Raw genomic sequence first — 26125 nt, forward strand, 5'->3', positions numbered from 1 at the left:
GTGTGTGATACGCTCGCCGACGAATCATGGAACCGCCAGATAAATCCGGCCAAGGTGCGTAGATGTTCCCAAGCTCCAAATCTCTCCTTCTCGCCATTTCCGCAACGATGCTCGCCTCGGGCGCGGCACTCGCCGAAGACGCGCCGGTTCACGGCATCGCGATGCACGGCAAGCCTGCACTGCCTGCCGATTACACGCATTTTCCCTACGCAAATCCCGATGCGCCCAAGGGGGGCGACGTCACCTATTGCGTGGTCGGTTCCTTTGACAATCTCAACCCGTTCATCCTCAAAAGCATGCGCACCACGGCGCGCGGCGTGATCGACACGATTTTCGGCAATCTGGTTTTCGAGCCGCTGATGATGCGCAGCGCCGACGAGCCCTTCGCGCTCTATGGCCTGCTTGCCGAAAGCGTGGTGATGGACGAGGCGCGCAGCTATGCCGAGTTCAATCTCGACCCGGATGCGACATGGTCGGATGGCAAGCCGGTGAAACCGGAAGACGTGATCTTCACCTATGATGCGTTCACGGAGAAAGGCCGCCCGCCCTATTCCAGCCGCACGGCCAAGATCGAGAAGATCGAAAAGACCGGCGATCACAGCGTACGCTTCACCTTCAACGAGAAGGCCGACCGCGAATTCCCGCTGATCGTCGCCATGACGCCGATCATCCCGCAGCACGCCTTCGACATCGAGACATTTGACCAGACGACGCTGAAGCCGGTGACGGGCAGCGGCGCTTACCGCATCTCGGAAGTGGACCCGGGCCGGCGCATCGTGTTTTCGCGCAACCAGGACTACTGGGGCGAGGACATTCCCTCCAAGCGCGGCTTCGACAATTACGACAAGATCACCATCGAGTACTTCCTCAACGTGAACTCCATGGTGGAAGCGTTCAAGAAGGGCATCTGCTCGGTCTATGCCGAATCCGACCCGGTGCGTCGTCAGCACGGTATCGATTTTCCGGCGGCCCGCGAGGGCAAGGTGGTCAGCGAAACCTTCACCAATGGCGTTCCGCCTGCGGTCAGCGGTTTCTTCTTCAACACGCGGCGCGAGAAATTCGCCGATCCGCGCGTGCGCCGCGCGCTGTCAAAGCTCTATGATTTCGGCTGGGTGAACACCAATGTGCTGCGCGGCGAGTATGAGCGCACGCTGAGCTACTGGCAGGGATCGCATCTTTCCGCTCTCGGCAAGCCGGCCGATGAACGCGAACGCGCCCTGCTTGAGCCCTTTGCCGACCGGGTGACACCGGAGGTGATGGACGGCACCTACGGCAAGATGGAAATGGCGGGCGAGCCAATCGGCCGCGACCAGATGCGCGAAGCGCTGAAGATGCTTCAGGAGGCCGGCTACAGCCTGGAAGGCAATGCGCTGGTCAATGAAAACGGCGAAGCGCTCACCTTCGAAATTCTGGTTACGTCCGAGGAAGGCGAAAAGCTGGCCGCCGTGTTCCAGCGCGCGCTGCGGAAAATCGGCATCGATGTTTCGATCCGGCTTCTGGATGATTCACAGGCCCAGCAGCGCAAACAGCGCTATGACTTTGACATGCTGATTGCTTCCGTGGGCTTCTCCGGCTCGCTGTCGCCGGGCACCGAGCAGATCAACCGCTGGGGTTCGGCCGCAGCAAGCGCAGAAGGCTCGTTCAACCTTTCGGGCGCGGCCGATCCGGCCATTGACGCCATGATCGACGCCATGCTGAACGCGCGTGACATGGACGATTATTCGGCTGCCGTGCGTGCGATGGACCGTCTTTTGATGTCGGGCGCCTATGTGGTGCCGATGCAGCATGACAATGACGAATGGGTCGCTTACTGGAGTGACCTCGACCACCCGGAAAAAACACCACTTTACGGCTACAAGCTGCAGACGTGGTGGCACAAGCCGGATGCAGAATAAGGCAGATACAATGATGAGCCCCCTTCCCGTAACCATCGACGTTGTTTCCGACGTCGTGTGCCCCTGGTGCTATGTGGGGCGGGCCCGTCTCATGAAAGCGCTGGCGGCGGTTCCCGAGATTGCCGTGGAACTGCGCTGGCGTCCGTTCCAGCTCGACCCGACCATTCCGCCCGAGGGCAAGGACCGTCAGACCTATCTGATGGACAAATTCGGCGACGAGGAACGCATTCGCCAGATGCATGCACAGATCGATGAGCTCGGGCGTGCGGAAGGGATCGATTTCGCTTTTGATGCGATCCGGACCTCGCCCAACACGCTGAACGCCCATCGCGTGATCCGCTGGGCGGCGACGGCTGAGCCCGGCGTGCAGGACCAACTCGTCGGCCGGCTCTTTGCGCTCTATTTCGAAGAAGGCGCGAATATCGGCGATCCTGCGGTTCTCATTCAGGCTGCGCGGGACGCAGGCATGGATGCGGCCGTTGTCGAGACCCTGCTTGCAACCGATGCCGACCGGGCCGAGGTCGAGCAGGAAATTGCCACCGCGCAACAGATGGGCGTCACCGGGGTGCCCTGCTTCCTTCTCGAAGGACGCTATGCGGTGATGGGCGCACAGGAGGCCGACACGCTGGCGGACGCCATCCGCCAGGTGGCGCAGGCCAAGGCGGAAGGCGCGCTCGACAGCAGCCAGGCCTGAGAAATCAGGCCGCTTTCAACCCCAAGCCTAAGAAATCAGGCCGCCTTCGCCTCGATCAGCCGCACGAGCTGGGTCATGATGACGGCAGCGCCTGCCAGGCGCTTCTGCGGCGTTGGCCAGTCGCGAATGAACACGATGCTGTGGTCCGGGCGGATCTTCGCAAGCGAGCCCTGCTCGCCGATAAAGCGCACCAGAGACGCCGGCTCGGCAAACTGCTGATTGCGCAGATGCACAACCGCGCCCTTGGGGCCGGCATCGAGTTTCTCGACATTGGCCCGGCGGCAAAGCGCCTTGATGAAGACGATCTTCAACAGGTGCTCCACCTCCTGCGGCAGCGGGCCGAAACGGTCGATAAGCTCCGCGCCAAAGGCGTCGATTTCCTGCGGCGTCTCCAGATCGGCAATGCGGCGGTAGAGACCAAGCCGCAATTGCAGATCCGGAACATAGTTTTCCGGGATCATGACGGCCGTGCCGACCGTGATCTGCGGCGACCAGCCGGTATCGGCGGCGTCTTCGGCCCCCTTCAGCTCGGCAACCGCCTCTTCCAGCATCTGCTGATAAAGCTCGTAACCAACTTCCTTGATATGGCCGGACTGTTCCTCACCCAGAATGTTGCCCGCGCCGCGAATGTCGAGATCGTGGCTTGCAAGCTGGAAGCCCGCGCCCAGCGTATCGAGCGACTGAAGCACCTTTAGGCGGCGCTCGGCGGTTTTTGTCAGCGTGCGGTTGGGCGGCAGGGTGAAGAGCGCATACGCGCGCACCTTGGAGCGCCCGACGCGGCCACGGATCTGGTAGAGCTGGGCAAGACCGAACATGTCGGCACGGTGCACGATCAGCGTGTTTGCAGTCGGAATGTCGAGACCGGATTCGACGATGGTGGTCGCAAGAAGCACATCATACTGACCGTCATAGAAGGCGTTCATGATGTCATCGAGTTCGCCGGGCGGAAGCTGGCCGTGAGCCGTGGCGACCTTCAGTTCCGGCACATGCTCGTTGAGGAATTCACGCACTTCGGCGAGATCGGAAACGCGCGGCACGACATAGAAGCTCTGTCCGCCGCGATAGCGTTCGCGCAACAGGGTTTCGCGGATCACCAGCGGATCGACCGGCGAGATGAAGCTGCGCACGGCCATGCGATCCACCGGCGCGGTGGTGATGAGCGAAAGCTCGCGCACGCCCGTCAGCGCCAGCTGCAACGTGCGCGGAATGGGCGTTGCCGAAAGCGTCAGCACATGGACGTCCGACTTCAGCTCCTTGAGCCGTTCCTTGTGCTTCACGCCAAAATGCTGCTCTTCGTCGATGATCAGCAGGCCGAGATTCTTGAATTTTATGGAATTGCCGAGAAGCGCATGGGTGCCGACCACGATGTCGACCGTGCCGTCGGTCAGGCCCTTCTTGGTCTCGGCCAGCTCCTTGGAGCCAACGAGGCGCGAGGCCTGGCGAACGCGCAGCGGCAGACCGGCGAAACGTTCGCGGAACGTCTTGAAGTGCTGGCGCGCAAGCAGCGTGGTGGGGACCACCACAGCCACCTGAAGACCTTCCATCGCGGCGATGAAGGCGGCGCGCAGCGCCACCTCGGTCTTGCCGAACCCCACATCGCCACAGATCAGCCGGTCCATGGGGCGACCGGACCCCAGATCGTCGAGCACGGCGTCGATGGCGTTCTGCTGGTCGTCGGTTTCCTCATAGGGGAAACGCGCGGCGAACTCGCCATAGAGACCGTCCGGCGGGGAGAGCCTGATACCCTTCTGCATTTCGCGCTCGGCGGCAATGCGGATCAGGTGGCCGGCCATCTCCAGAAGCTTCTTCTTGAGCTTCGCCTTGCGCGACTGCCAGGCCACGCCGCCCAGCTTGTCGAGCATGGTGTCCGGACCGTCGGAACCGTAGCGGGACAGAAGCTCGATGTTCTCAACCGGCAGAAAGAGCCGGTCATCGCCGGAATAGCGCAGTTCGAGACAGTCGTGCGGCGCGCCCATCGCCTCAATGGTCTTGAGCCCGATGAAGCGACCGATGCCGTGATCGGCATGAACGACGATATCACCAGCGGAGAGTGCCGCGACTTCCGAAATGAAATCAGAGGCTTTCTTGCGCTTCTTTGCGCGGCGGACAAGGCGGTCGCCCAGAATGTCCTGCTCGCCGATGACGGCCAGCGACGCCGTCTCGAAGCCGGACTCCAACGGCAGAATGCCGATGCCGGCCTGCCGCTCTTCCAGCTTTTCAAGCTCTGCCAGCGTGTCGACGCGCGCCACATTGCCCAGATTGTGCTCGGCAAGGATCTGCGAAAGCCGCTCGGCGGAGCCCTCGCTCCAGCCGGCGATCAGCACACGCTTGCCCTTCGCGCGCAGGTCGCCAATGTGCTTCACGGCGTGGTCGAACACATTGGCATTCGGGTCGGCGCGCTCTTCGGCAAAGTTGCGGCCAGCTTCGGAACCGGCATGATAGATGCGCGACTTGCTGGTTTCGGGCGTGGCGAAGGGGGTGAAGTGGACCACGCGGCGCTCTACGCCTGCTGCTGTCACTTCCTTCGGATCGAGATAGATCGTGTCCGGCTTGACCGGCTTGTAGGGAACCGCGCCACCAAGCTCGTTGCCCGCCATCTGCTCACGCCGCGCCTCATAGTGATCGATGATCAGCGCATGACGTTCGCCAAGCGCTTCCTCGGCCAGATGATCGAAGATAACGGGCGCATCGGGCAGATAATCCAGCGCGCTTTCAAGGCGTTCGTGAAAAAGCGGCAGCCAGTGCTCCATGCCGGCAAAACGCCGGCCCTCGCTGACGGCGGCATAAAGCGCATCGTCACGCGATGGCGCACCGAACATCTCGATGTAATTGCGGCGAAACCGGCTGATAACCTCGGGCGTCAGCGTGATCTCGCTCATCGCCTGAAGCGCGATCTCGGTGCGCTGACCGGTGGTGCGCTGTGTGGCGACATCGAAGGAGCGGATGGATTCCAGCGTGTCGCCGAAGAAATCGAGCCGCAGCGCTTCGTCCCAGCCGGGCGCGAAAAGGTCCAGAATGCCGCCGCGCACCGCATATTCGCCCACGTCGCGCACGGTGGACACGCGTTCGAAACCGCTGGTCTCAAGCCGGCCCGTAAGCGCGGTCATGTCCACCTGATTGCCGGGTTTGGCGAAGAAGCCCTGCGCGCCGATCTGATCTGCCGGCGGCATGCGCTGCAAGAGCGCGTTCGCGCTGACGATGACAATGGCGCGGTGCGGGTTCTTGCGCAGATCCGCCATGGCGTTCATGGCTGCAAGCCTGCGCGCAGCCGCATCGCCGCCCGGCGACACGCGATCATAGGGCAAACAGTCCCAAGCCGGCAGGTCGAGCACGGGCAAGCCCGGATCGGCAAAGCGCAGCGTGTCGATGAGTGCTGGCAGACGCTGGCCATCGCGCAGAACGAAGATCACCGGCCCATTGGGGGCGATCTCACGCGCGACCGTTGCCAGTGCGAAGGCTTCAAAGCCGTCGGCAACACCGTCCACCGTTACCGCGCCAATGCCCTCGCGCGGCAGTTTCAAAGCAGTCATCAGGCTCATAAGCGTCGTGCCTCAGCGGCTCCGCGAGGCGAGAATGCGCCTCCAGAGTGGTGTGTCATACTCCGACGGCACCGGCGTTTCGCCCGTCACCCATTTGAATAGCCGGGTGTCGGGCACATCCAGAATGGTTTCCAGCTCGTCCATTTCCTGATCGCTGAGACGATCGATTTCCGCATCGGCGAAACCGCCGAGAACGAGATCCATCTCGCGCGTTCCGCGACGCCAGGAGCGCACCAGGGCGCGGCGGCGGCGGGGGTCGAGATCGTGGCTGGAACGGGTGGTGCCTGTCATGGTCTGGCCTTCATGGTCTGCGGCATGGTCTGCGGCATGATCTGCGGTGATCGGTCGCCCGGGCGGATATAGCGTGTGCATGAGCGTCTGTCAGCCTTGCGTCGCCGAATTTGGGCTTTAATCATGACACCATGCGCCCTTCACTTCTTGATCCCCTGTTCGCCCCTGTCACGACGCTCGATGGCGTCGGGACCAAGGTTGCCGATCTTCTGGCCAATATCGTGCCGGGCGACGCCGCTGGCCGTGAGCTGCGCGTCGGCGATCTGATCTTCGTTCTGCCGCACTCGCTGATCGACCGGCGCAACCGGCCGGGCATCGCCAAAGCGCCCGAGGGCGCGATCGTCACGCTTGAAGTGACAGTGGGCCGCCATCATCCTTCGCCGCAGGGGCGCAGGAACGTGCCCTACCGGGTCTTCGCGTTCGATGACACAGGTGAGATTTCGCTGACCTTCTTCCATGCCCGCGCGCCATGGATCGAAAAGATCCTGCCGGAGGGCGAGAAGGTTCTGGTGAGTGGCCGCATGGAATGGTTCAACGGGCGCGCATCGATGGTGCACCCGGATTTCATCGTGCCGCTTTCCGAGGCGCACACGCTGCCGGCGCTCGAACCAGTCTATCCGCTGACGGCCGGCCTTTCGGCAAAGGTGCTGCGGCGCGCCATCGGCCAGTCGCTTGAACGCCTTCCAGACATGCCCGAATGGCAGGATGCTGCATTCCTGTCGCGCAACGGGATGCCGCCCTTCGCAGACGCGCTGAAGCGGCTTCACGATCCGCAGACGCCCGAAGACGTGCAGCCTGAAAGCCCGTTCTGGCGGCGCATCGCCTATGACGAATTTCTGGCAGGGCAGCTCTCCCTGGCGCTTGTGCGGGCGAAGGTGAAGCGCCTTTCCGGCCGGCCGCTGACGGGCGATGGACGCCTTGAGCGCAAGATCCGTGCGGCGCTTCCCTATACGCTCACGGGCGCGCAGGAGGAGGCCGTCAAGGACATTCACGCGGATCTGGGCAGCGCAGAGCGCATGGTGCGGCTGCTTCAGGGCGATGTGGGTGCGGGCAAGACCGTTGTTGCACTGCTTGCCATGGCGCGCGCCGCCGAAGCCGGTGGACAGTCATCCCTCATGGCTCCGACGGAAATCCTCGCCCGGCAGCACGCCGCGACGATCACGCCGCTGGCGCAGGCGGCAGGCCTCTCCGTTGCCGTTCTGACGGGCCGGGAAAAGGGCAAGGAGCGCCAGCGCATTCTTGATGATATCGCATCGGGCGAAGTCGACTTCGTGATTGGCACCCATGCGCTTTTTCAGGAAACCGTGCAGTTCAGAGATCTGGCGCTGGCCGTGGTGGACGAGCAGCATCGTTTCGGTGTGCACCAGAGGCTCGCCATGACCGCCAAGGGCAACGCGCCCGACATGCTGGTCATGACGGCGACGCCCATTCCGCGCACGCTGGTGCTTTCGGCATTCGGCGACATGGATGTTTCGCGCCTGACCGAGAAACCGGCGGGCCGCCAGCCCATCCGTACGGTGACGCTGCCAGTGGAGCGCCTGCCGCAACTGGTCGACCGGCTGCGCAAGGCACTGGAGGAAGGCCAGAAGGTCTATTGGATCTGCCCCCTTGTCGATGAATCGGAGGAATTGCCGCTGATGTCGGCGGAGGACCGGCATGCTTCGCTGCAAAAGGTCTTCGGCAGCGCGGTCGGCCTCATTCACGGTCGCATGAAGGCTGCCGAGAAGGACGAGGCGATGCGCGCCTTCAAGGCAGGCGAAACGCGCATTCTGGTTGGCACCACAGTGGTGGAAGTGGGCGTCGATGTGCCCGACGCCACCATTATCGTGATCGAACACGCCGAGCGCTTCGGTCTGGCGCAGCTGCACCAGCTTCGCGGACGCGTGGGGCGCGGCGCCCTCGCCTCGTCCTGTGTGCTCGTCTACAAGGGCCCGCTCGGCCAGACCGCCACCCGGCGGCTGGAAGTGATGCGCGAAACCGAAGACGGCTTCGTCATCGCCGAGGAAGACCTGAAACTGCGTGGCGAAGGCGATCTTCTCGGCACCAAACAGTCGGGCACGCCCGGTTTCCGGGTGGCCCGCATCGAGGCGCATGTGGACCTGCTACAGGCCGCGCGTGACGATGCGCGGCTCATCCTGTCGCGCGACCCGGAGCTACAGACCCCGCGCGGTGAAGCGCTGAGGCTGCTTCTCTATTTGTTCGGGCGGGATGAAGCCGTGCGGCTCTTGCGCGCCGGCTGAGCGTCAGCGTTCATCGCCTCGGCAGCCAGCGCTGCCGTCTGCTGCTGATATTCAGGCGCAACCAGACCGGCGGAGATCACGAGCTTTGCGCCCTCTTCCACGGTCATCTTGAGCTCGATCACATCCTGCTTCGGGACGAACAGCAGGTAGCCGGAGGTTGGGTTCGGCGTTGTCGGCAGGAACACGGCGATGGTCTGGCCTGCATCGTCATCCACCTTTGCCTGCACCTCGCCGCGCGTCTCTGTGGCAACGAAGACGAGCGCCCAGAGCCCCTTGCGCGGATATTCGATCAGACCGACCTTCTTGAACGTGTCCGAGCGTTCGGAAAGAACCGTTTCGAGGATCTGTTTCAGACCGCGATAGACGCTGCGCACCAGCGGCATGCGCCCGAGAATGTTTTCACCGGTGTTGACGATGGTGCGACCGATGAAATTTGCTGTCAGGAAACCGATCAGCGTGATCACGACAAGCGCCACGATCAGACCGAAGCCCGGAAGGGCGAATGGCAGGTAATTGTCGGGATTGTAGCGGAAGGGAATGTAGGGTTTGACCCATGAATCCACCCATCCGATCATCGACCAGGCCAGATAGGCCGTGATTGCGAGCGGCGCAGTGACAATGAAACCCGTAAGAAAATAGTTGCGCAGGCGAGTCATCATGATGTGGGAACGGGCCTCAAGAGTGGCGAATTAACGGGAAGCAGCCCGGTGGACACTACGCCACCAGGCTGGACATTAGAATAGAAATTAGGGCCGCCGTATGACAGCCCTCCTTTCGTTATTCTACGGTAACCGACTTCGCCAGATTTCGCGGCTGATCGACATCCGTGCCCATGATGACTGCCGTGTGATAGGCAAGCATCTGGATCGGCAGTGCATAGATGATCGGCGCGACGAACTCGGGAACATCCGGCAGAACGATGGTCTCGAGCGTTTCGAGCGTGGCGTTCTGTGCGCCCTTCTCATCCGTGATCAGAACGATGCGGCCACCGCGCGCAGCGACTTCCTGCATGTTCGAGACCGTCTTCTCGAAAATGCGGTCATGCGGCGCGATCACAATCACCGGCATCTGCTCGTCGATCAGCGCTATGGGACCATGCTTCAGCTCACCGGCGGCATAGCCTTCGGCGTGAATGTAGGAAATCTCCTTGAGCTTCAGCGCACCTTCCAGAGCCAGCGGATAGTTCGTGTCGCGTCCGAGATAGAGCACGTGGCGCACATGCGAAAGCTCGCGCGCGACCTTCTCGATGCTGGCGCTGAGCTTGAGCGCCTGAGACGCGTAACGCGGTGCTTCGGAAAGCTCACGCACCAGCGCCTGTTCCTCCTCCGGCGAAATCGTTCCGCGCGCCTTGGCGGCCTTCAGCGTAAGCGCTGCAAGCACGCTGAGCTGGCAGGTGAAGGCCTTGGTGGAGGCAACGCCGATCTCGGGCCCGGCGAGCGTCGGGAAAATGCCGTCGCTCTCGCGGGCGATGGTCGATTCGCGCACATTGACGATTGCCGAGATCGGAATGCCCTCTTCACGGCAATAGCGCAGCGACGCCAGCGTGTCGGCGGTCTCTCCGGACTGCGAGATGAACAGGGCGGCGCTGTTCTTCGGCAGCGGCATCTCGCGGTAGCGGAACTCCGAGGCGATATCGATATCGACCGGCAAGCGGGCATAACGCTCGAGCCAGTATTTCCCGATAAGGCCGGCCAGATAGGCGGTGCCGCAGGCCGAGATTGCCAGACGCTCGATCTTTGCGAAATCGAACGGCAGATCGAAATCGGCCACCGTACCGTCAGCAAAGTTCAGGTAGTTGGCAAGCGTGTGGGAGATGACTTCCGGCTGTTCATGGATTTCCTTTTCCATGAAGTGCCGGTGGTTGCCTTTGTCGACCAGAAGGCTGGTGCCGACCGACTGCTGGCGGGCACGCTCGACCGGCTGGCCGGCCATGTCGAAGATCTCCATCCCGTTGCGGCGCAGCACCACCCAGTCGCCATCCTCCAGATAGGTGATGGCGTTGGTGAAGGGCGCAAGAGCGATAGCGTCGGAGCCGAGATACATCTCGCCCTCGCCATGGCCCACGGCAAGCGGCGGACCATTGCGCGCACCAACGATCAGGTCTTCATCGCCGCGGAACATGATGGCGAGCGCGAATGCGCCGCGCAGACGCTTGAGCGCAGCAAAGGCCGCATCCTGCGGCGATGCGCCGTTTTTTACTTCGCGCGCCACGAGATGGGCGACCACCTCGGTGTCGGTCTGCGACGCAAAGACGACGCCGTCGCGCTTCAGTTCTTCGCGCAGCTCGGCAAAATTCTCGATGATGCCATTGTGAACGACAGCCACATCCTCGGCGAAATGCGGGTGCGCATTGGCCTCATTGGGAACGCCATGCGTGGCCCAGCGCGTGTGGCCGATGCCGATCATGCCGCCGAGCGGCTCTTCGCCGAGGCGCTTTTCCAGATTGACCAGCTTGCCCTCGGCGCGGCGGCGGTCGAGCTGACCGTGGTCGAGCGTCGCAACGCCCGCAGAGTCATAGCCGCGATATTCAAGCCGCTTCAGAGCGTCGACGATGAGCGGCGCAACCGGCGTCTGCCCGACAATGCCTACAATTCCACACATATGGCTTCTCAGCCTCCCACCAAACCTAAAACCCCGATTCACGCAGGCGTTCTAGAACGCCCGGGAACTGGATGAAAATCAACAAGTCTTTCAATTCGTATCAAGCCTAATCTGGGTCTGAGACGCCGGCATTTCAGGCTTATCCACGCCGCGCCTTGATCGCTGCCAGACGGTCGCGCAGGCGCTTTCCGAGCCCGGCGCGATTGGACTGGCGGGCACGCCCGAAGGCCAGCGCATCGGCCGGAACCGATTCCGTGATCACGCTGCCGGAGGCCACATAGGCGCCCGCGCCAATCGTTAGCGGCGCGACGAGCGCCGAGTTGGTGCCAATGAAAGCGCCCGGCTCGATATCGGTAAAATGCTTGGAGAAGCCATCATAATTGCAGGTGATGGTGCCGGCGCCAAGATTGGCCTTCGCACCGACACGCGCATCGCCCACATAGGAGAGATGCGGAACCTTCGCACCCGGCTCGACGCGCGTCTTCTTGATCTCGACGAAATTGCCGATCTTCGCGCCTTCCATGATCTCCGCCCCCGGCCGCAGCCGTGCGAACGGACCAACGGATGCGCCTTCATCGACACGCGCTTCCTCCAGATGCGAGCTGGCCCTGATCGTTACATTCTCGCCGACCGTTACGCCCGGACCGAAGAACACGTTGGGTTCGATCACCGTGTCGCGGCCAATCACCGTGTCATGGGAGAAATAGACGGTCTGCGGGTCGATCATCGTCACGCCGTCGAGCATGACGGTGCGCCGGCGGCGGTTCTGCCAGATGCTCTCGGCACCGGCGAGTTCGGCGCGGTTGTTGATGCCAAGCGCGCTCTCGTAATCGGCCTCGATGGCGCGCACGGTCAGGCCGCGACCGGCGGCGATCTCCACGGCGTCCGTCAGATAATACTCGCCCTTGGCGTTGTCATTGCCGATGGCGTCGAGCAGCTCAAGCGCGCGGCTGCCTGCAAGCGCCATCGCGCCGCCATTGCAGAAGGTGATCCTGCGCTCTTCGTCGGAACAGTCCTTTTCCTCACGGATGGCGACAAGCGCATCGCCGTCCTCGATCAGGCGGCCATAGCCGGTGGGGCGCTCGGTGCGGAACCCCATCACGACCACATCCGCGCCGGCGGCAAGCCCTGCGCGCAGCGCGGCAAGCGCGTCGAGTGAGATGAGCGGCGTATCGCCGAATGTGACCAGAACATCGTCATAACCGCGGGCAATGGCCGCGCGGGCCGCCAGAACAGCGTGGCCGGTGCCGAGCCGCTCTGCCTGAATGAAGGTTTCCGCGCCCGGCGCAAAGCCTTCAGCAGCACGCGACACGGCTTCCGCACCATGGCCCACGACCAGCGCCTTGTCGCCGGCGCCAGCGGCGTCCAGCGCCCGGGTCACGTGACCGAGCATCTCCAGCCCGGCAATCTTGTGCAGCACCTTCGGTGTGGCGCTCTTCATCCGCGTCCCCTCGCCGGCTGCGAGAATGACGGAAAGGCAGGTGCGTTCGCTCATGGACTGGAAACCCGTTCTGCTTCTGACGATTCGCTTTCTCTTAGCATCCCGTCAGCGCGGCACCAATGGAGGGTTAGCCGAGTTTACCCAGCGCCGGAAAGGTTTCGAGCAGCCAGAAGGCCATGGACTGCATACCGCCCGTCAGGAAGAGCACGCCGGCAAGAACGAGAAGCGCGCCCATGACCTTCTCAACGCGGCCGAGATGCATGCGGAAACGCGACAGGAAGCGCATGAAACTGCCCGAAAACAGTGCAGCGAGAAGAAAGGGAACGCCAAGGCCGAGCGAATAGACGGCAAGAAGCAGCGCGCCATCGCCAACCGTCTCGCGCCCACCGGCCAGCGTGAGGATTGGCCCCAGAACCGGCCCGATGCAGGGCGTCCACCCAAAGGCGAAGGCCAGCCCCATGATATATGCGCCAAGCCTCGTGGCGGGCTTTCCGCCGGACTGAAAACGCGCCTCGCGCGACAGAAAGGGAATGCGCACCAGACCCAGAAAGTTGAGCCCCATGATGATGATGACGATGCCGGCGGCTATGGCGAGTTCCTGCTGCCATGCGCGCAGGACCGCACCGATGGTCGAAGCGCCCGCACCCAGCATGACGAACACGGTGGTGAAGCCGAGCACGAAGGAAAGCGAAGCGGTGAAGAGTGCAAAGCGCGTTGCGCCGCCGGAGCTTCCTGCCGGCTTGCCTTCGGCCTCGCCCTGAAACTGCTCAACGGAAACGCCGGCCATGTAGCAGAGATAAGGCGGCACAAGCGGCAGAACGCAGGGAGATAAAAACGACAGCGCTCCCGCACCGGCCGCACTCAAATATCCGACATCAATCGCCATGCTTCAATCTCAATACAACAATCACAGCACGCTCATGCGCGCGCAGAAACAATGGAGCCCATATAGGCAGGCGCGATGGATGAGGCCAATCACCTTTCCGTGGCATAGGGTCGCCCCATGGGGAAAGGCAACACGGCAGCGATGCACCGAAGACGCGTGTTGATGTTGTGAAGCAGGGTCAAGAGCGTTCAGCGTTCGACGCCTGAACCTGCTGGTGAAAAGGGCGGTTGTGGGAAACCGTCAAACCTTGTCGAATGCAATGATTCTTGTGGCCACCCTCTCGCAAGGGGACCGCTCAATCTGACGCTCCTTCGATGAACCACCTGTTCAGACGAAATTCGCCATCGGTCTGACGGCCCCACCAATAGTCGTCTATGTCGTTGTAACCGTGCACCGGAAAAACCTGCTGCCATTGCGTGATCATGGCAATTGCAGCTTCGCGGGTATGGGCGGTCTGCCTCAACGTCTCATTGTGCACAATCTCGCCATCGCGGTTCAATATCTGCTTGCGAATATGCATGCCCTCACTCCCGAGCGATGAATTCAACTGCCCGACCGTGGCAGGAAGCTGCAGACAATCAAGCGCGTCGACGCCCAAACGAACATGCGGCAAGGGCAAAAACTTGCCCGAAGGAGAACGGTGATCTTTTGGAGAATGGTGGTGAGCGCGCAGGGGCTCGAACCCTGGACCTACTGATTAAAAGTCAGTTGCTCTACCAACTGAGCTACGCGCTCCCGTGCGGGTTCTGGCGAACCCCGGAAAGTGGGCGGAACATAGATAGACGCTTATCCATGGTCAACCGGAAAAAAGCGTCTATCTCCCGACTTTTTTCGCCGGGCCCAAAACCGCCCTGTCTGCAAGGGTTTCAGGTGGTGCTCAGCGTGCGCCGCACCGCATCGCGCCAGCCTTTCAGCTTCTCCGCGCGTTCGGATTCGTCCATTTTGGGCTGAAACTGCCGGTCGAGCTCCCATCCTTTGGCGAAGGCCTCAGAATCGGACCAGACCCCGGCCCGCGATCCGGCAAGCCATGCAGCCCCGAGCGCCGTCGTCTCAAGCTGGGTTGGCCGGTCCACCGGCGCATCCAGCATGTCGGCGATGCATTGCAGCGTCCAGTCGCTGGCGACCATGCCACCGTCCACGCGCAGAACCGTGTGTTCGGCGCTGTCGTCCTGCCAGTCCTTGCGCATGGCGTCGAGAAGATCGCGCGTCTGATAGGCCACCGATTCGAGCGTTGCCCTGGCGAATTCGGCCGGACCGGAATTGCGCGTGAGGCCATAGATCGCGCCGCGCGCTTCGGCATCCCAATAGGGAGCCCCCAGCCCCACAAAGGCGGGCACGAGGTAGAGGTTCTGGGTTGGATCGGCCTCGGCGGCAAGCGCACCCGAATCGGCTGCCTGATCGATCACCTTCAAACCATCACGAAGCCACTGAACCGCCGCACCGGCCACGAAGATCGAGCCTTCCAGCGCATAGGTGGTCTTGCCGTTCAGCCGATAGGCAATGGTCGTCAGAAGACGGTTCTTCGAGGCCACCATCGTCTCGCCGGTGTTTAGGACCGCGAAGCAGCCGGTGCCGTAGGTGGCCTTGAGCATGCCGGGCTCGAAACAGGCCTGACCGATCACGGCTGCCTGCTGATCGCCGGCAACGCCGAGTATCGGGATTTCGGCACCGAAAAGCGATTTCTCCGTTACGCCGAAATCATCGGCGCTGTCCTTCACCTCCGGCAGGAGCGCCTTCGGCACATCGAGGATTTCGAGCAGTTCGTCATCCCAGCGATTGGTCTCGATGTTGAACAGAAGCGTGCGTGAGGCGTTGGTGGCGTCGGTCACATGCGCCCTGCCCCCGGTCAGTCGCCAGATCAAGAATGTGTCGATGGTCCCGGCGAGCAATTCACCGTTCCGCGCCCGCTCCCGTGCGCCTTCCACATGATCGAGGATCCAGGAAAGCTTGGTCCCGGAGAAGTAGGGATCGAGCAGAAGCCCCGTCTTGGCCGTGAAGGTCTCTTCCAGTCCCTTCTTTTTCAGCGTTTCGCACAGCGGCGCGGTGCGGCGGTCCTGCCAGACAATGGCCCGGTGGATTGGTTTGCCCGTGTCGCGCTCCCAGACCACAATGGTTTCGCGCTGATTGGTGATGCCGATTGCGGCGATGTCGCCGGCAGTCAGCGCCGCTTCTTCCAGCGCGTCATGGACGGTGGAGACGACACTGTCCCAGATGTCTTCGGGATCATGCTCCACCCAGCCTGATTTTGGGAAATGCTGAGGGAATTCCTTCTGCCCGGTCGCCACGGCTTTCATGGCCCTGTCGAAAACGATCGACCTGCTGGATGTGGTGCCCTGGTCGATTGCCAGTATGTAGCCGCTCATGGTTCCTCCGGGTGTATCTGTAATTCGCCTTGAAACTGGCGACTTGAAACCGGCGCATCAAAACTGGCGCAGGCCCTCCTCATCCAGACACGACCACGCCTTGATCCGTCAAGGTCTGGCTCCTGTCCGGCCGAAGTAGTTCATCGCCGCGCTGGCAATTTAAGTTCAGCCGGCCTTCTGCGCTTCGGAAAGCGTCTGCATAAAGCCGTCGACGGCCGCTGCTTCTTCTGCAGAAATGTGCAGGCCGCGCTTGGTGCGCCGCCAGAGCACATCCTCACCGCTGACGGCCCATTCGTGATCGACCAGATAGCGCAGTTCGGCCTCATAGAGATCGTGGCCGAAATGCCGGCCCAGATCTTCCGTCGATTCTGCCTTGCCAAGCATGTTCCAGGCGCGCAGACCGTAAAGCCTGACGAGGCGTGCGGCATGGCCGCGCTCAAGGAACGGATAGTCCGCCACGAGCCTGTCCACCTGCGCGTCATATCCGTCGGCAGGGAACGCGCCACCCGGCAGCGCTTCGGCATGCGTCCACGGACGTCCCTTTGCGCCAATCGTGTCAGAGATCTTCTCCAGCGCGGATTCGGCGAGCTTGCGATAGGTCGTGATCTTGCCGCCGAACACGTGAAGCATCGGAGCGCCGGCCTTGCCGGCCTCGTCCTTCAGCACATAGTCGCGGGTTGCTTCCTGCGCCTTGGACGCGCCGTCATCATAGAGCGGACGCACGCCGGAATAAGACCAGACGATATCGTCACGCGTGACGGGTTCGGCGAAATACTCGCTGGCGCAGGCGCACAGATAATCGGTTTCCTGATCGCTGATGGCGACATCCTTCGGATCGCCATCATAGTCCTGATCGGTGGTGCCGATGAGGGTGAAGTCTTCCTCATAGGGAATGGCGAAGATGATGCGCCCGTCGGCGTTCTGGAAGAAGTAGGCGCGCGGATCGTCGAACTTCTTCTTCGTGACGATGTGGCTGCCCTTGACCAGACGCACATTGTGAACATCGTTCTGGCGAAGAACGCCGGAGATGATGTGATCCACCCAGGGGCCGGCGGCGTTCACCAGATAGCGCGCACGCACGGTCTCCTGCTCACCGGTCCGCAGATCCTCGATCTGCACCTTCCAGACGCCATTCTCGTCTTCGGCGCGCATGACTTTGGTGCGCACCCGCACCTCCGCGCCGCGATCAGCCGCGTCGCGCGCGTTGAGCACGACAAAGCGGGCATCATTCACCCAACAGTCCGAATATTCGAAAGCGCGGCGGTAATCGGCCTTGAGCGGCTTTCCCGCCGGATCGGTGCGCATGTCCAGTGTCGCGGTCTTGGGCAGAAGCTTGCGGCCGCCAATATGGTCGTAGAGCCAGAGCCCAAGCCGCACGAGCCAAGCCGGACGCAGCCCCTTGTGCACGGGCAGGACGAAGCGCATCGGCCAGATGATGTGCGGCGCGTTGCGCCAAAGCACCTCGCGCTCCATGAGCGCCTCGCGCACGAGGCGGAACTCATAATGCTCGAGATAGCGCAGACCGCCATGAATGAGCTTGGTGGAACCGGAAGACGTGCCGCTGGCCAGATCGTTCATCTCCGCCAAAAAGACGGAATAGCCCCGCCCGACGGCGTCGCGCGCGATCCCGCAACCATTGATCCCGCCGCCAACAACGAAAACGTCGTAGATCGCGGACGGATCGGTTTGGGAAGTGGACACGTTCTTCTCCTTCAAGACTCGGGGTAATCAGCAATAGCCAATTCAAAAAGGAATTATTTTGAAAGCATAACGAATGTCAAACGAAAATGAAACTCCGGTTACACACCGGTCTCAATCAATTGCACACCTGCTTCCTTGCAGAGCGCGCGCATGGAAGGTGCGGCGCAGCGGTCGGTGATGAAGGTGTGCACCTGAGACAAATGCCCGATACGCACCGGCGCGCTACGTTCGAACTTGGTGGAATCCGAAACCAGGATCACATGACGGGCATTGGCGATGATCGCCTGCGCCACTTTCACCTCGCGAAAATCGAAGTCGCACAAGGCGCCATCCTGATCGATGGAAGAAACGCCGATCACCGCATAATCGACCTTGAACTGACGGATGAAGTCCACCGCGGCTTCACCGACAACACCGCCATCTGATCCGCGCACAACACCGCCAGCGATGATAACCTCCAGTGTAGGATAAACCCGCATCCTGTTGGCAACATTGATGTTGTTCGTGATGACCAGAAGCCCTTCATGATCCAGAAGTGCATCACTGACTGCCTCGGTCGTCGTGCCGATATTCACGAAGAGCGACGCCTTGTCGGGGATCAGACGGGCGGCGGCCTGGCCGATTGCGTGCTTCTCATCGGCCGCAATCTTGCGCCGTGCCTCATATTCCATGTTCTCGATGCCGGACGGCATCAGTGCGCCGCCATGAATGCGGGTCAGAAAACGTTTTTCGCAGAGTTCGTTCAAATCCCGGCGGATGGTCTGCGGCGTGACATCGAAATGGGCAGCGAGATCGTCGACAAGAACGCGACCCTGCTCCTTCGCCAGATCGAGTATCTCGGAAAGTCGCGGTGTCAGAAAAGTGTTGTTCATGCCCACTCCAATGTTCGTTTTCGATATTTAAAACTAAAAACGAACATTGAGCAAGCGCGCCCTTCAGCTGGCAAGAACGAAACCATCCCCTATTTTCTTACGTAACTGAAAGACAGGCGGCGCGGCTGCCTTTGAAAAGAGCCGTGATTGTCTGCCGCCGTTCAAGTGGCCGCCGTTCAAGTGGAGGAGCGATCATGCAACGACTGTTACTGACCATCCTTATCTGCCTGACACCCGTTTTCGCTTTTGCAGGTGAGGCAGAAATCCGCGCAGCGCAATCATCCATCAAGGGGCAGATCGAGGCGTTCATCGCCGGCGACGACGCCCGCGCCTATTCCTATGCCGCCCCCAACATCAAGCGCATGTTCCCGACACTGGAGCGCTTCATGGCGATGGTCAGGCAGGGCTATCAGCCTGTCTACCGCCCGCGCAGTCTTGCATTCGACAAGGCCGTGGAGCTTTCCGGCGAAACCATCATGCAGCGTGTTCTGACAACCGCACCGAATGGCAGGAACTACGAAGCCGTCTACACGCTGAAGCGACAGGCAGACGGCACGTTCCGCATCACCGGCGTGAGCCTCAGGGAAGCGGCGTCGCTCGCGATCTGATCCGGCTCACGGCAAGGTTCGTTCAGCGCGTGAAGTCGGGAAGGCTCTTGAACGCAGACTTCAGCGCTTGCGACCAACCCTCTGAAATCGTGCGCATATAAGGATCTTCCGCCTCGATGCGTTTCTCATATCCGATGCGGAAACTGTCCCGCTCGTAATAGAGAAGGTCTATGGGCGGCGCGACCGACAGGTTGGAGCGAAGCGTGGAATCGAAGGAGACGAGAAGCAGCTTCACCGTCTCCTCAAAACTCATTGCGGTATCGAATGCGCGCACCAGAATGGGCTTGCCGTATTTGGTCTCGCCGATCTGGAAGAACGGTGTATCCGCGCTCGCCTCGATGAAATTGCCTTCCGGGTAGATCATGAACAGACGCGGTTCCATCCCGCAGATCTGTCCACCCAGAATGAACGAGGCTCCGAAAGCGTCAGCGCTCTGACCCGCTGGCGCGGACTGGCGAATGACTTCCTTCACCGTGTCGCCGACCAGGCGTGCGGCCTGATACATGGACGGCGTCTCGAGCATGGATGGCGTGCGCTCGTCGGGGGCCTTGGTCCGCTCTTCCAGCAGGCTGACAACAGCCTGCGTGGTCGCCAGATTGCCCGCCGATAAAAGAACCAGAACCCGCTCGTCCTCTTTCTGCCAGCAATGCATCTTGCGGAAAACGGAGATGTTGTCGACGCCGGCATTCGTCCGCGTATCGGACATGAACACCAGCCCCTCATGGGTTTTCAGCCCGACGCAATAGGTCATGCGGACTGTGCCTCTTCAGTTTCGTCTGGATAGATTACTGCTCGACGGTGATCTGAACCGCAAGCTCTTCCTGCGCCATGCCGATCCTGATCCCCATAATCGGCATGGCGTCGCGGTAATCGCGGCCGGTCGCCACGCGCACATAGCGGTCGTCCGCCGAAATCCCGTTGGAGCAGTCGAATGCGACCCAGCCCAGTCCGTCGAGATGCGCCTCCGCCCAGGCATGGCTCGCCGCCTGTTCGTCCGTATCGTCCATGCGCAGATAGCCGCTCACATAGCGCGCGGGAAAGCCCATCAGGCGCGCCGCCGTGAGAAAGATATGTGTGTGATCCTGACACACGCCCTGGCCGTTTGTGAGCGCCTCTTCGGCAGGCGTTCCCGCATCCGTTGTTCCGATCCGGTAGGCCACCTCTTCGCGCACCAGCGCCATCAGGCTGTGCAGGCGCTCGACATCCGTTTCGCCTTCTGCTCGCTTTGCCAGCGCGGATATGCCGTCACCCGCGCTGCAAAGCGTGGTTTCCTGCTGAAACAGCCAGAGCGGCGCGAGCCCCTGATGCCGGCCGGTCACGCCGGCGGTGTCACGGGTCTCCACGATGCCCGAAGCCTCGATCACGATTGTATGGGGTTCGCCATCAATGCTGATAAGGCGCGTGTCGTTTCCAAACCCGTCGATGAACTGCACTTCTTGCGCTGCGCCATCGGTTCGAAGCGACCATTCGATCACCTCCTGCGTCGGGCCGCTGCGGGGAACAAGGCGGAGACGCTGCAGCGCGTAGACGAGCGGGGCGTCGTAGCGATATTCTGAATGATGCGTGATCCTGAGGCGCATGCGACCCTCCTCAATAAAAGCGGAAGTCTGCCGCGATCTGGTTGCCCAGCGCCGCATTGTCACGGATGAAGTCGCTCAGAAACTCGTGCAGCCCGTCATCAAAGACATCCGCAATGTCGGCCGATTTCAGCCGGGTCAGGCGGGCATGCGCAAGTTCGTGGCAGGGCTGGCGTTCGCCATACTCGTCGGCCAGATAATCGAGGGAATCGCAGATGCCGCGATAGGAAAAGGCCAGCGAGCGCGGCATGCGTCGATTGAGGATCAGAAAATCGGCAATCTTCGATGGATTGAAATCGCCGTCATAGGTCCAGCGGTAGGACCGCAGCGCCGAAACCGAGCGCAGAATGGTCTGCCACTGGCTGTTGTCGAGCGATGAACCGACCCAGGCGGCCGAAGGCAGGAGAACATAGTATTTCACGTCGAGAATGCGCGCCGTGTTGTCGGCCCGCTCGATCAGCGTGCCGATCTGCGCGAAGTCGAAAACCTCGTTGCGCAGCATGGTGCCCTGAAACGCCCCGCGAATAAGCGCCGTTTCCCGTTTCACCGCATCAAGAACGACCGGCAGATCGGGTTCGTCCACGCGGTGCTTGAGCATGCGATGAAGCGCCATCCACGCTTCGTTGACGCTTTCCCAAGTCTCGCGCGTCAGCGCCGTGCGCACCATCCGCGCGTTCATGCGCGCCGTGTCGATGGAGGAGAGGACGCTGGAGGGATTGTCCGTATCGCGGAGCAGGAAGTTCGTCACCGTCGCCGTATCGAAATTGTCGTTCGTCTCTTCGAACAGATCGCGCACGCCGGCACTGGTGAGAACCGAGGCCCATTCATCGGAGGCGGCATTGTTCTGGGTCAGCGCCAGCCGGAGCCCCGTGTCGGCCAGACGCGCCATGTTCTCCGCCCGCTCGATATAGCGCGCCATCCAGTAGAGACCGTTCGCAGAGCGCCCCAAAAGCATGTCAGCCCTTGCTCCTTCCACTCATAGCACAGCCCTTAATCATCGAGCCCCCTCAGTCATCGAGGACCCATGTGTCCTTGGTGCCGCCGCCCTGTGAGGAATTCACCACCAGAGATCCCTTCTTGAGCGCCACCCGTGTCAGCCCGCCCGGCACGATGCGGATGCGGTCGGAAACCAGAACGAAGGGGCGCAGATCGACATGCCGCGGCGCCAGCCCCTTGCCGGTCATGATCGGGCAGGTGGAAAGCGAAAGCGTCGGTTGTGCGATATAGTTCTTCGGCCGCGCCCTGAGCTTTGCGGCGAAGGCCGAAAGCTCCTTCTTCGAGGCTGCGGGACCCACAAGCATGCCGTAACCGCCCGAGCCGTGCACCTCCTTCACCACCAGTTCGTCCAGATGGTCGAGCACATAGGCAAGACTGTCGGGCTCCGAGCAGCGCCAGGTGGGCACATTGGGCAGGATGGCCTTGCTGCCCGTGTAGAACTCGACGATTTCCGGCATGTAGGAATAGATCGCCTTGTCATCGGAAATGCCGGTTCCGGGCGCGTTGGCGATGGTGATGTTGCCGGCGCGGTAGACATCCATGATGCCCGGCACGCCCAGCACGGAATCGGACCGGAAGGTCAGCGGGTCGAGATAATCGTCATCGATGCGCCGATAGAGGACGTCGATACGCTTGTAGCCCTGTGTGGTGCGCATGGCGACGTGCCCGTCCACCACCCGCAGATCCGGCCCTTCAACCAGCTCCACGCCCATCTGGTCGGCCAGAAAAGCGTGTTCGAAATAGGCGGAGTTGAAGCTGCCCGGCGTGAGAACGGCCACCGTCGGCGCGCCTTCGCAGTTCTGCGGCTTCACCGCATTGAGCGACTGGCGCAGGAGCCGGGGGTAATGCTCCACCGGCAGCACCTTCACTTGCTGAAACAGCTCCGGAAAGAGCTGCATCATCGTCTCGCGGTTCTCCAGCATGTAGGAGACGCCCGACGGCGTGCGCGCATTGTCCTCCAGCACGAAGAAATCATCCTCGCCGGTGCGCACGATATCGACACCGGTGATGTGCGTGTAGACGCCACCCGGCGGCCGCACGCCGATCATCTCGGGCAGGAAGGCCTCATTGTTGGATATGATCTCCCTGGGAAGGCGCCCTGCCCGCAGGATTTCCTGCCGGTGATAGATGTCGTCCAGAAAGGCGTTGAGCGCCTGTACCCGCTGCTCGATGCCCTGAACGAGCCTGCGCCACTCCTTGCCGGAAATGATGCGCGGAACGATGTCGAAGGGAATGAGACGCTCAGCCGCTTCCTGCTCGCCATAGACCGCGAAGGTGATGCCCGTTCTGCGAAACACGCGCTCCGCGTCGTCGGCCTTCTTCTTGAGGCGTTTGGGATCCTGCCGGTCGAACCAGCGCTGATAATCTTCGTAGGGATCTCGTGCCTGGCCCCCCAGGCGCATCTCGTCGAATGGCGTCAAGAAATGCTCCTCTCACGAGCATTTCAACGGGGATACAGCCAAAAAGCAAGTCGTTTCTATAACTTACCGAAAACGCGCCCAGATTGGGCGCGTTCTGGGCATGATCCGGGCACTGCGCTGGCCCCGCGCTGGCCCCTTGAGCAGCGATCACGGCGCGGCCGGTCAGAGCGGCGGCAGGTCGCCTTTTTCCCAGGCAGCGGTGATTTCGGCAGCGCGCTCGGCAAAGCGGCCGGCCTCGATGGCGTCGCGAATATCCTGCATCAGAGACTGGTAATAGGCGAGATTGTTCCAGGTCAGAAGCATGCCTGCGAGCGACTCGCCCGACTTCACCAGATGATGCAGATAGGCGCGCGAATAATCACGGGCTGCCGGGCAATCGCTCTCTTCATCCAGCGGGCGCAGATCTTCCGCATGGCGGGCATTCTTCAGATTAATCTTGCCCCGGCGCGTGTAGGCAAGGCCGTGCCGGCCGGCGCGCGTCGGCATCACGCAGTCGAACATGTCGATCCCGCGCGCCACCGATTTAAGAATGTCGTCAGGCGTGCCGACGCCCATGAGATAGCGCGGCTTTTCGACCGGCAGCACCGGGCATGTGGCTTCCAGCATCTCAAGCATCACCGCCTGCGGCTCGCCCACGGCCAGACCGCCAACGGCATAGCCCTTCAGGTCCATCGCAGCGAGTGCGGCTGCGGAACGCTCGCGCAGATGCGGTTTGTCGCCGCCCTGCACGATGCCGAACATGGCCTTGCCCGGCTGATCGCCAAAGGCGGTCTTGCAGCGCTCGGCCCAGCGCAGCGAAAGCTCCATCGCGCGCTCGATCTCTTTTTCTTCCGCCGGCAGCGCAACGCATTCGTCGAGCTGCATCTGGATATCGGATCCGAGCAGCCCCTGAATTTCGATGGAGCGCTCCGGCGGCATCTCGAACACCTGGCCGTCCACATGCGAGCGGAAGGTGACGCCCTTCTCGGTGATCTTGCGCAGTTCCGACAGCGACATCACCTGAAATCCGCCCGAATCCGTGAGGATCGGATAGGGCCAGCGCGCGAATTCGTGCAGTCCGCCCAGCCGCGCCATGCGCTCCGCACCCGGCCGAAGCATCAGGTGATAGGTGTTGCCGAGAATGATGTCGGCCCCCAGATCGCGCACCTGGTCCATATACATGGCCTTGACGGTGCCCGCCGTTCCCACCGGCATGAAAGCCGGTGTGCGGATCGTGCCGCGCGGCATGGTGATCTCGCCACGGCGGGCCTTTCCGTCCGAAGCGAGAAGGCGAAAGGTGAACCGGTCACTCACGGTTGGTCATCCCTGAAAAGCAGGCTGGAATCGCCATAGGAATAAAAGCGGTACTCATTGCTGATCGCGTGCTCATAGGCGCGCTTCATGCGTTCCGTGCCGCAGAAGGCCGAAACCAGCATGAACAGCGTCGAGCGCGGCAGGTGAAAATTCGTCATCAGCACATCGACGGTGCGGAAGCGATAGCCGGGCGTGATGAAGATGTCGGTCGCGCCGGACCAGGCTTCAAGCGCGCCCGTTCGTTGCGCCGCACTTTCCAGAAGCCTGAGCGATGTGGTGCCGACCGAGACGATCCTGCCACCCCGCGCCCGCACGGCGTTCAGCGCGGCAGCGGTCTGCGCGCTCACCTCGCCACGCTCAAAATGCATCTTGTGGTCGTCCGTATCGTCGACCTTCACGGGCAGAAAGGTGCCCGCCCCCACATGCAGCGTCACGAAGTGCCGCTCAATGCCGGCCGCATCCAGCGCCTGCATGAGTTCCGGCGTGAAGTGGAGCCCGGCCGTGGGCGCAGCCACCGCACCTTCCTCGCGGGCGTAGACCGTCTGATAATCGGTATCGTCGCGCGCATCTTCGGCGCGCTTTCCGGCAATGTAGGGCGGCAGGGGCATGTGGCCCGCAGCCGCAATCGCCTCATCCAGAACCGGACCGGAAAAATCGAACACCAGCAGGGCTTCGCCGCCCTCGCCCTTTTCGGCGACGGTTGCTTCCAGCGTTCCCAGAAAGCAGCTTTCGCCGTCATGGCCGAACTGGATGCGTTCGCCCTGCTTCACCCGCTTTGCGGGTTTCAGGAAGGCGCGCCAGCGGTCCGGGCCTTCGCGCATATGCAGCGTGGCCTCGATGCGGGCCTGAGCCTCGCCACGGCGGCGGATGCCGGAAAGCCGGGCCGGAATGACCTTGGTATCGTTGAAAACGAGTGCGTCGCCGGGTTGAAGCAGCGACGGCAGGTCGCGGACCGCGCGATCTTCAAGCGTGTCATCGCGAACCAGAAGCATGCGCGCACAATCGCGCGGACTGACAGGCCGCAGCGCAATGCGCTCTTCGGGGAGATCGAAATCGAAAATGTCTACGCGCATGGCAGGTAAGGCCGGAAAGAGACCGGGCGGCGACTGCCGCCCGGTGTCAGAAATTTAGGCGACGTCAGCCGCAACACGCATGGTGATGATGGAATCGGGTTCAGAAACCGGCTCACCGCGCTTGATCTTGTCGATGCTGTCCATGCCTTCGACCACCTGGCCCCAGGCCGAGTACTGACGGTCCAGCCACGGAGCCTTGTCGAAGCAGATGAAGAACTGCGAGTTGGCGGAATTCGGGTTCTGCGAACGGGCCATCGAGCAGGTGCCGCGCTCATGCGCCGTGTTGGAGAACTCGGCCTTGAGGTCCGGCTTGTCGGAACCGCCCATGCCGGTGCCCGTCGGGTCGCCGGTCTGCGCCATGAAACCGTCGATCACGCGGTGGAACACGATGCCGTCGTAGAAGTTCTCACGGGCCAGTTCCTTGATGCGCTTCACATGCTCGGGCGCAACGTCCGGGAAGAGCTGGATCACGACCTTGCCCTTGGTCGTCTCCATCACGATCGCGTTTTCCGGATCCTTGATATCAGCCATTTTTGTACCTTTCTTATATCGACGCGGTTAGAGCGTTTGCGCTTTTCGTTGAATCGAGAAAACGCTCTAATGCATTGGTTTTGCGCAGTTCCGGACGGAAAAA

Annotated in this window: 21 protein-coding genes and 1 tRNA gene; 4 read left to right on the top strand and 18 right to left on the bottom strand. The window is 61.8% G+C overall.

The window, feature by feature from the left end; translation table 11 throughout:
* Positions 1 to 62 precede the first annotated feature (62 nt).
* Positions 63 to 1895: an extracellular solute-binding protein gene (locus DEJ54_RS14740; RefSeq protein WP_113155241.1), complete on the top strand. Its 1833-nt coding sequence runs from the start codon at positions 63 to 65 to the stop codon at positions 1893 to 1895.
* Between the two features lie 10 nt (positions 1896 to 1905).
* Positions 1906 to 2589 (top strand): DsbA family protein, encoded by a 684-nt coding sequence (locus DEJ54_RS14745; protein WP_162742313.1) that lies wholly within the window; start codon positions 1906 to 1908, stop codon positions 2587 to 2589.
* 35 nt (positions 2590 to 2624) lie between these two features.
* On the opposite strand, the gene mfd is transcribed toward DEJ54_RS14745, so the two are convergent.
* The gene (gene mfd, locus DEJ54_RS14750; protein ID WP_113155242.1) at positions 2625 to 6128 is read right to left on the bottom strand and encodes a transcription-repair coupling factor; all 3504 of its coding nucleotides are present in this window, start codon (positions 6126 to 6128) and stop codon (positions 2625 to 2627) included.
* Positions 6129 to 6140: 12 nt separating this feature from the next.
* A complete protein-coding gene (locus DEJ54_RS14755; RefSeq protein ID WP_315900365.1) occupies positions 6141 to 6500 on the bottom strand; it encodes a succinate dehydrogenase assembly factor 2 in 360 nt (119 codons plus the stop codon).
* A 50-nt stretch (positions 6501 to 6550) separates the two neighbouring features.
* Between DEJ54_RS14755 and recG the strand changes: the two genes are divergently transcribed.
* Complete coding sequence (gene recG, locus DEJ54_RS14760; RefSeq protein ID WP_113155243.1) at positions 6551 to 8659, top strand: ATP-dependent DNA helicase RecG; 2109 nt, start codon at positions 6551 to 6553, stop codon at positions 8657 to 8659.
* Here recG and DEJ54_RS14765 read toward each other — a convergent pair.
* The 9 genes from DEJ54_RS14765 to DEJ54_RS14805 form a co-directional block, all read right to left on the bottom strand.
* The gene (locus tag DEJ54_RS14765) at positions 8611 to 9315 is read right to left on the bottom strand and encodes a DUF502 domain-containing protein (protein WP_113156307.1); all 705 of its coding nucleotides are present in this window, start codon (positions 9313 to 9315) and stop codon (positions 8611 to 8613) included. The two genes, recG and DEJ54_RS14765, sit on opposite strands and share 49 nt — an antisense overlap.
* A 121-nt stretch (positions 9316 to 9436) precedes the next feature.
* Entirely contained in the window at positions 9437 to 11260 is a 1824-nt protein-coding gene (gene glmS, locus DEJ54_RS14770; protein ID WP_113155244.1) for a glutamine--fructose-6-phosphate transaminase (isomerizing), read from the bottom strand.
* A 139-nt stretch (positions 11261 to 11399) separates the two neighbouring features.
* On the bottom strand, positions 11400 to 12755 hold the full coding sequence (gene glmU / locus DEJ54_RS14775) for a bifunctional UDP-N-acetylglucosamine diphosphorylase/glucosamine-1-phosphate N-acetyltransferase GlmU (RefSeq protein ID WP_113155245.1): 1356 nt from the start codon (positions 12753 to 12755) through the stop codon (positions 11400 to 11402).
* Between the two features lie 73 nt (positions 12756 to 12828).
* A complete protein-coding gene (locus tag DEJ54_RS14780; protein ID WP_113155246.1) occupies positions 12829 to 13587 on the bottom strand; it encodes a cytochrome c biogenesis CcdA family protein in 759 nt (252 codons plus the stop codon).
* Positions 13588 to 13882: 295 nt separating this feature from the next.
* Positions 13883 to 14107, bottom strand: coding sequence for a hypothetical protein (locus DEJ54_RS14785; protein ID WP_162742314.1), 225 nt, complete (start codon positions 14105 to 14107; stop codon positions 13883 to 13885).
* A gap of 139 nt (positions 14108 to 14246) precedes the next feature.
* A tRNA-Lys gene (locus DEJ54_RS14790) sits at positions 14247 to 14322 on the bottom strand.
* 131 nt (positions 14323 to 14453) lie between these two features.
* A complete protein-coding gene (gene glpK / locus DEJ54_RS14795; RefSeq protein WP_113155248.1) occupies positions 14454 to 15950 on the bottom strand; it encodes a glycerol kinase GlpK in 1497 nt (498 codons plus the stop codon).
* A gap of 165 nt (positions 15951 to 16115) precedes the next feature.
* A complete protein-coding gene (gene glpD, locus DEJ54_RS14800; RefSeq protein ID WP_162742315.1) occupies positions 16116 to 17651 on the bottom strand; it encodes a glycerol-3-phosphate dehydrogenase in 1536 nt (511 codons plus the stop codon).
* 98 nt (positions 17652 to 17749) lie between these two features.
* Positions 17750 to 18523: a DeoR/GlpR family DNA-binding transcription regulator gene (locus tag DEJ54_RS14805; RefSeq protein ID WP_113155249.1), complete on the bottom strand. Its 774-nt coding sequence runs from the start codon at positions 18521 to 18523 to the stop codon at positions 17750 to 17752.
* Between the two features lie 194 nt (positions 18524 to 18717).
* On the opposite strand from DEJ54_RS14805, the gene DEJ54_RS14810 reads away from it, so the two are divergent.
* Positions 18718 to 19131, top strand: coding sequence for a DUF4864 domain-containing protein (locus tag DEJ54_RS14810; protein WP_113155250.1), 414 nt, complete (start codon positions 18718 to 18720; stop codon positions 19129 to 19131).
* A gap of 22 nt (positions 19132 to 19153) precedes the next feature.
* Here the strand turns inward: DEJ54_RS14810 and DEJ54_RS14815 are convergent, their stop codons facing one another.
* The 7 genes from DEJ54_RS14815 to DEJ54_RS14845 all read right to left on the bottom strand — a co-directional run bounded on the left by DEJ54_RS14815 (position 19154) and on the right by DEJ54_RS14845 (position 26022).
* Positions 19154 to 19882 (bottom strand): proteasome-type protease, encoded by a 729-nt coding sequence (locus tag DEJ54_RS14815; protein ID WP_113155251.1) that lies wholly within the window; start codon positions 19880 to 19882, stop codon positions 19154 to 19156.
* 34 nt (positions 19883 to 19916) lie between these two features.
* Positions 19917 to 20711: a transglutaminase family protein gene (locus tag DEJ54_RS14820; RefSeq protein WP_113155252.1), complete on the bottom strand. Its 795-nt coding sequence runs from the start codon at positions 20709 to 20711 to the stop codon at positions 19917 to 19919.
* 10 nt (positions 20712 to 20721) lie between these two features.
* Entirely contained in the window at positions 20722 to 21663 is a 942-nt protein-coding gene (locus DEJ54_RS14825) for an alpha-E domain-containing protein (protein ID WP_113155253.1), read from the bottom strand.
* A 52-nt stretch (positions 21664 to 21715) separates the two neighbouring features.
* Positions 21716 to 23125 (bottom strand): circularly permuted type 2 ATP-grasp protein, encoded by a 1410-nt coding sequence (locus DEJ54_RS14830; protein WP_113155254.1) that lies wholly within the window; start codon positions 23123 to 23125, stop codon positions 21716 to 21718.
* A 162-nt stretch (positions 23126 to 23287) separates the two neighbouring features.
* On the bottom strand, positions 23288 to 24418 hold the full coding sequence (gene tgt, locus DEJ54_RS14835; RefSeq protein WP_113155255.1) for a tRNA guanosine(34) transglycosylase Tgt: 1131 nt from the start codon (positions 24416 to 24418) through the stop codon (positions 23288 to 23290).
* Positions 24415 to 25491, bottom strand: coding sequence for a tRNA preQ1(34) S-adenosylmethionine ribosyltransferase-isomerase QueA (gene queA / locus DEJ54_RS14840; RefSeq protein WP_113155256.1), 1077 nt, complete (start codon positions 25489 to 25491; stop codon positions 24415 to 24417). The genes tgt and queA overlap by 4 nt, the downstream gene beginning before the upstream one ends.
* A 54-nt stretch (positions 25492 to 25545) precedes the next feature.
* Positions 25546 to 26022 carry a peptidylprolyl isomerase gene (locus tag DEJ54_RS14845; protein WP_113155257.1) on the bottom strand — a complete coding sequence of 159 codons (477 nt, stop codon included), beginning with the start codon at positions 26020 to 26022 and terminating at the stop codon, positions 25546 to 25548.
* Positions 26023 to 26125 lie beyond the last annotated feature (103 nt).

It is taken from the genome of Nitratireductor sp. OM-1, from assembly GCF_003296175.1.
GTDB classification, from domain to species: domain Bacteria; phylum Pseudomonadota; class Alphaproteobacteria; order Rhizobiales; family Rhizobiaceae; genus Nitratireductor; species Nitratireductor aquimarinus.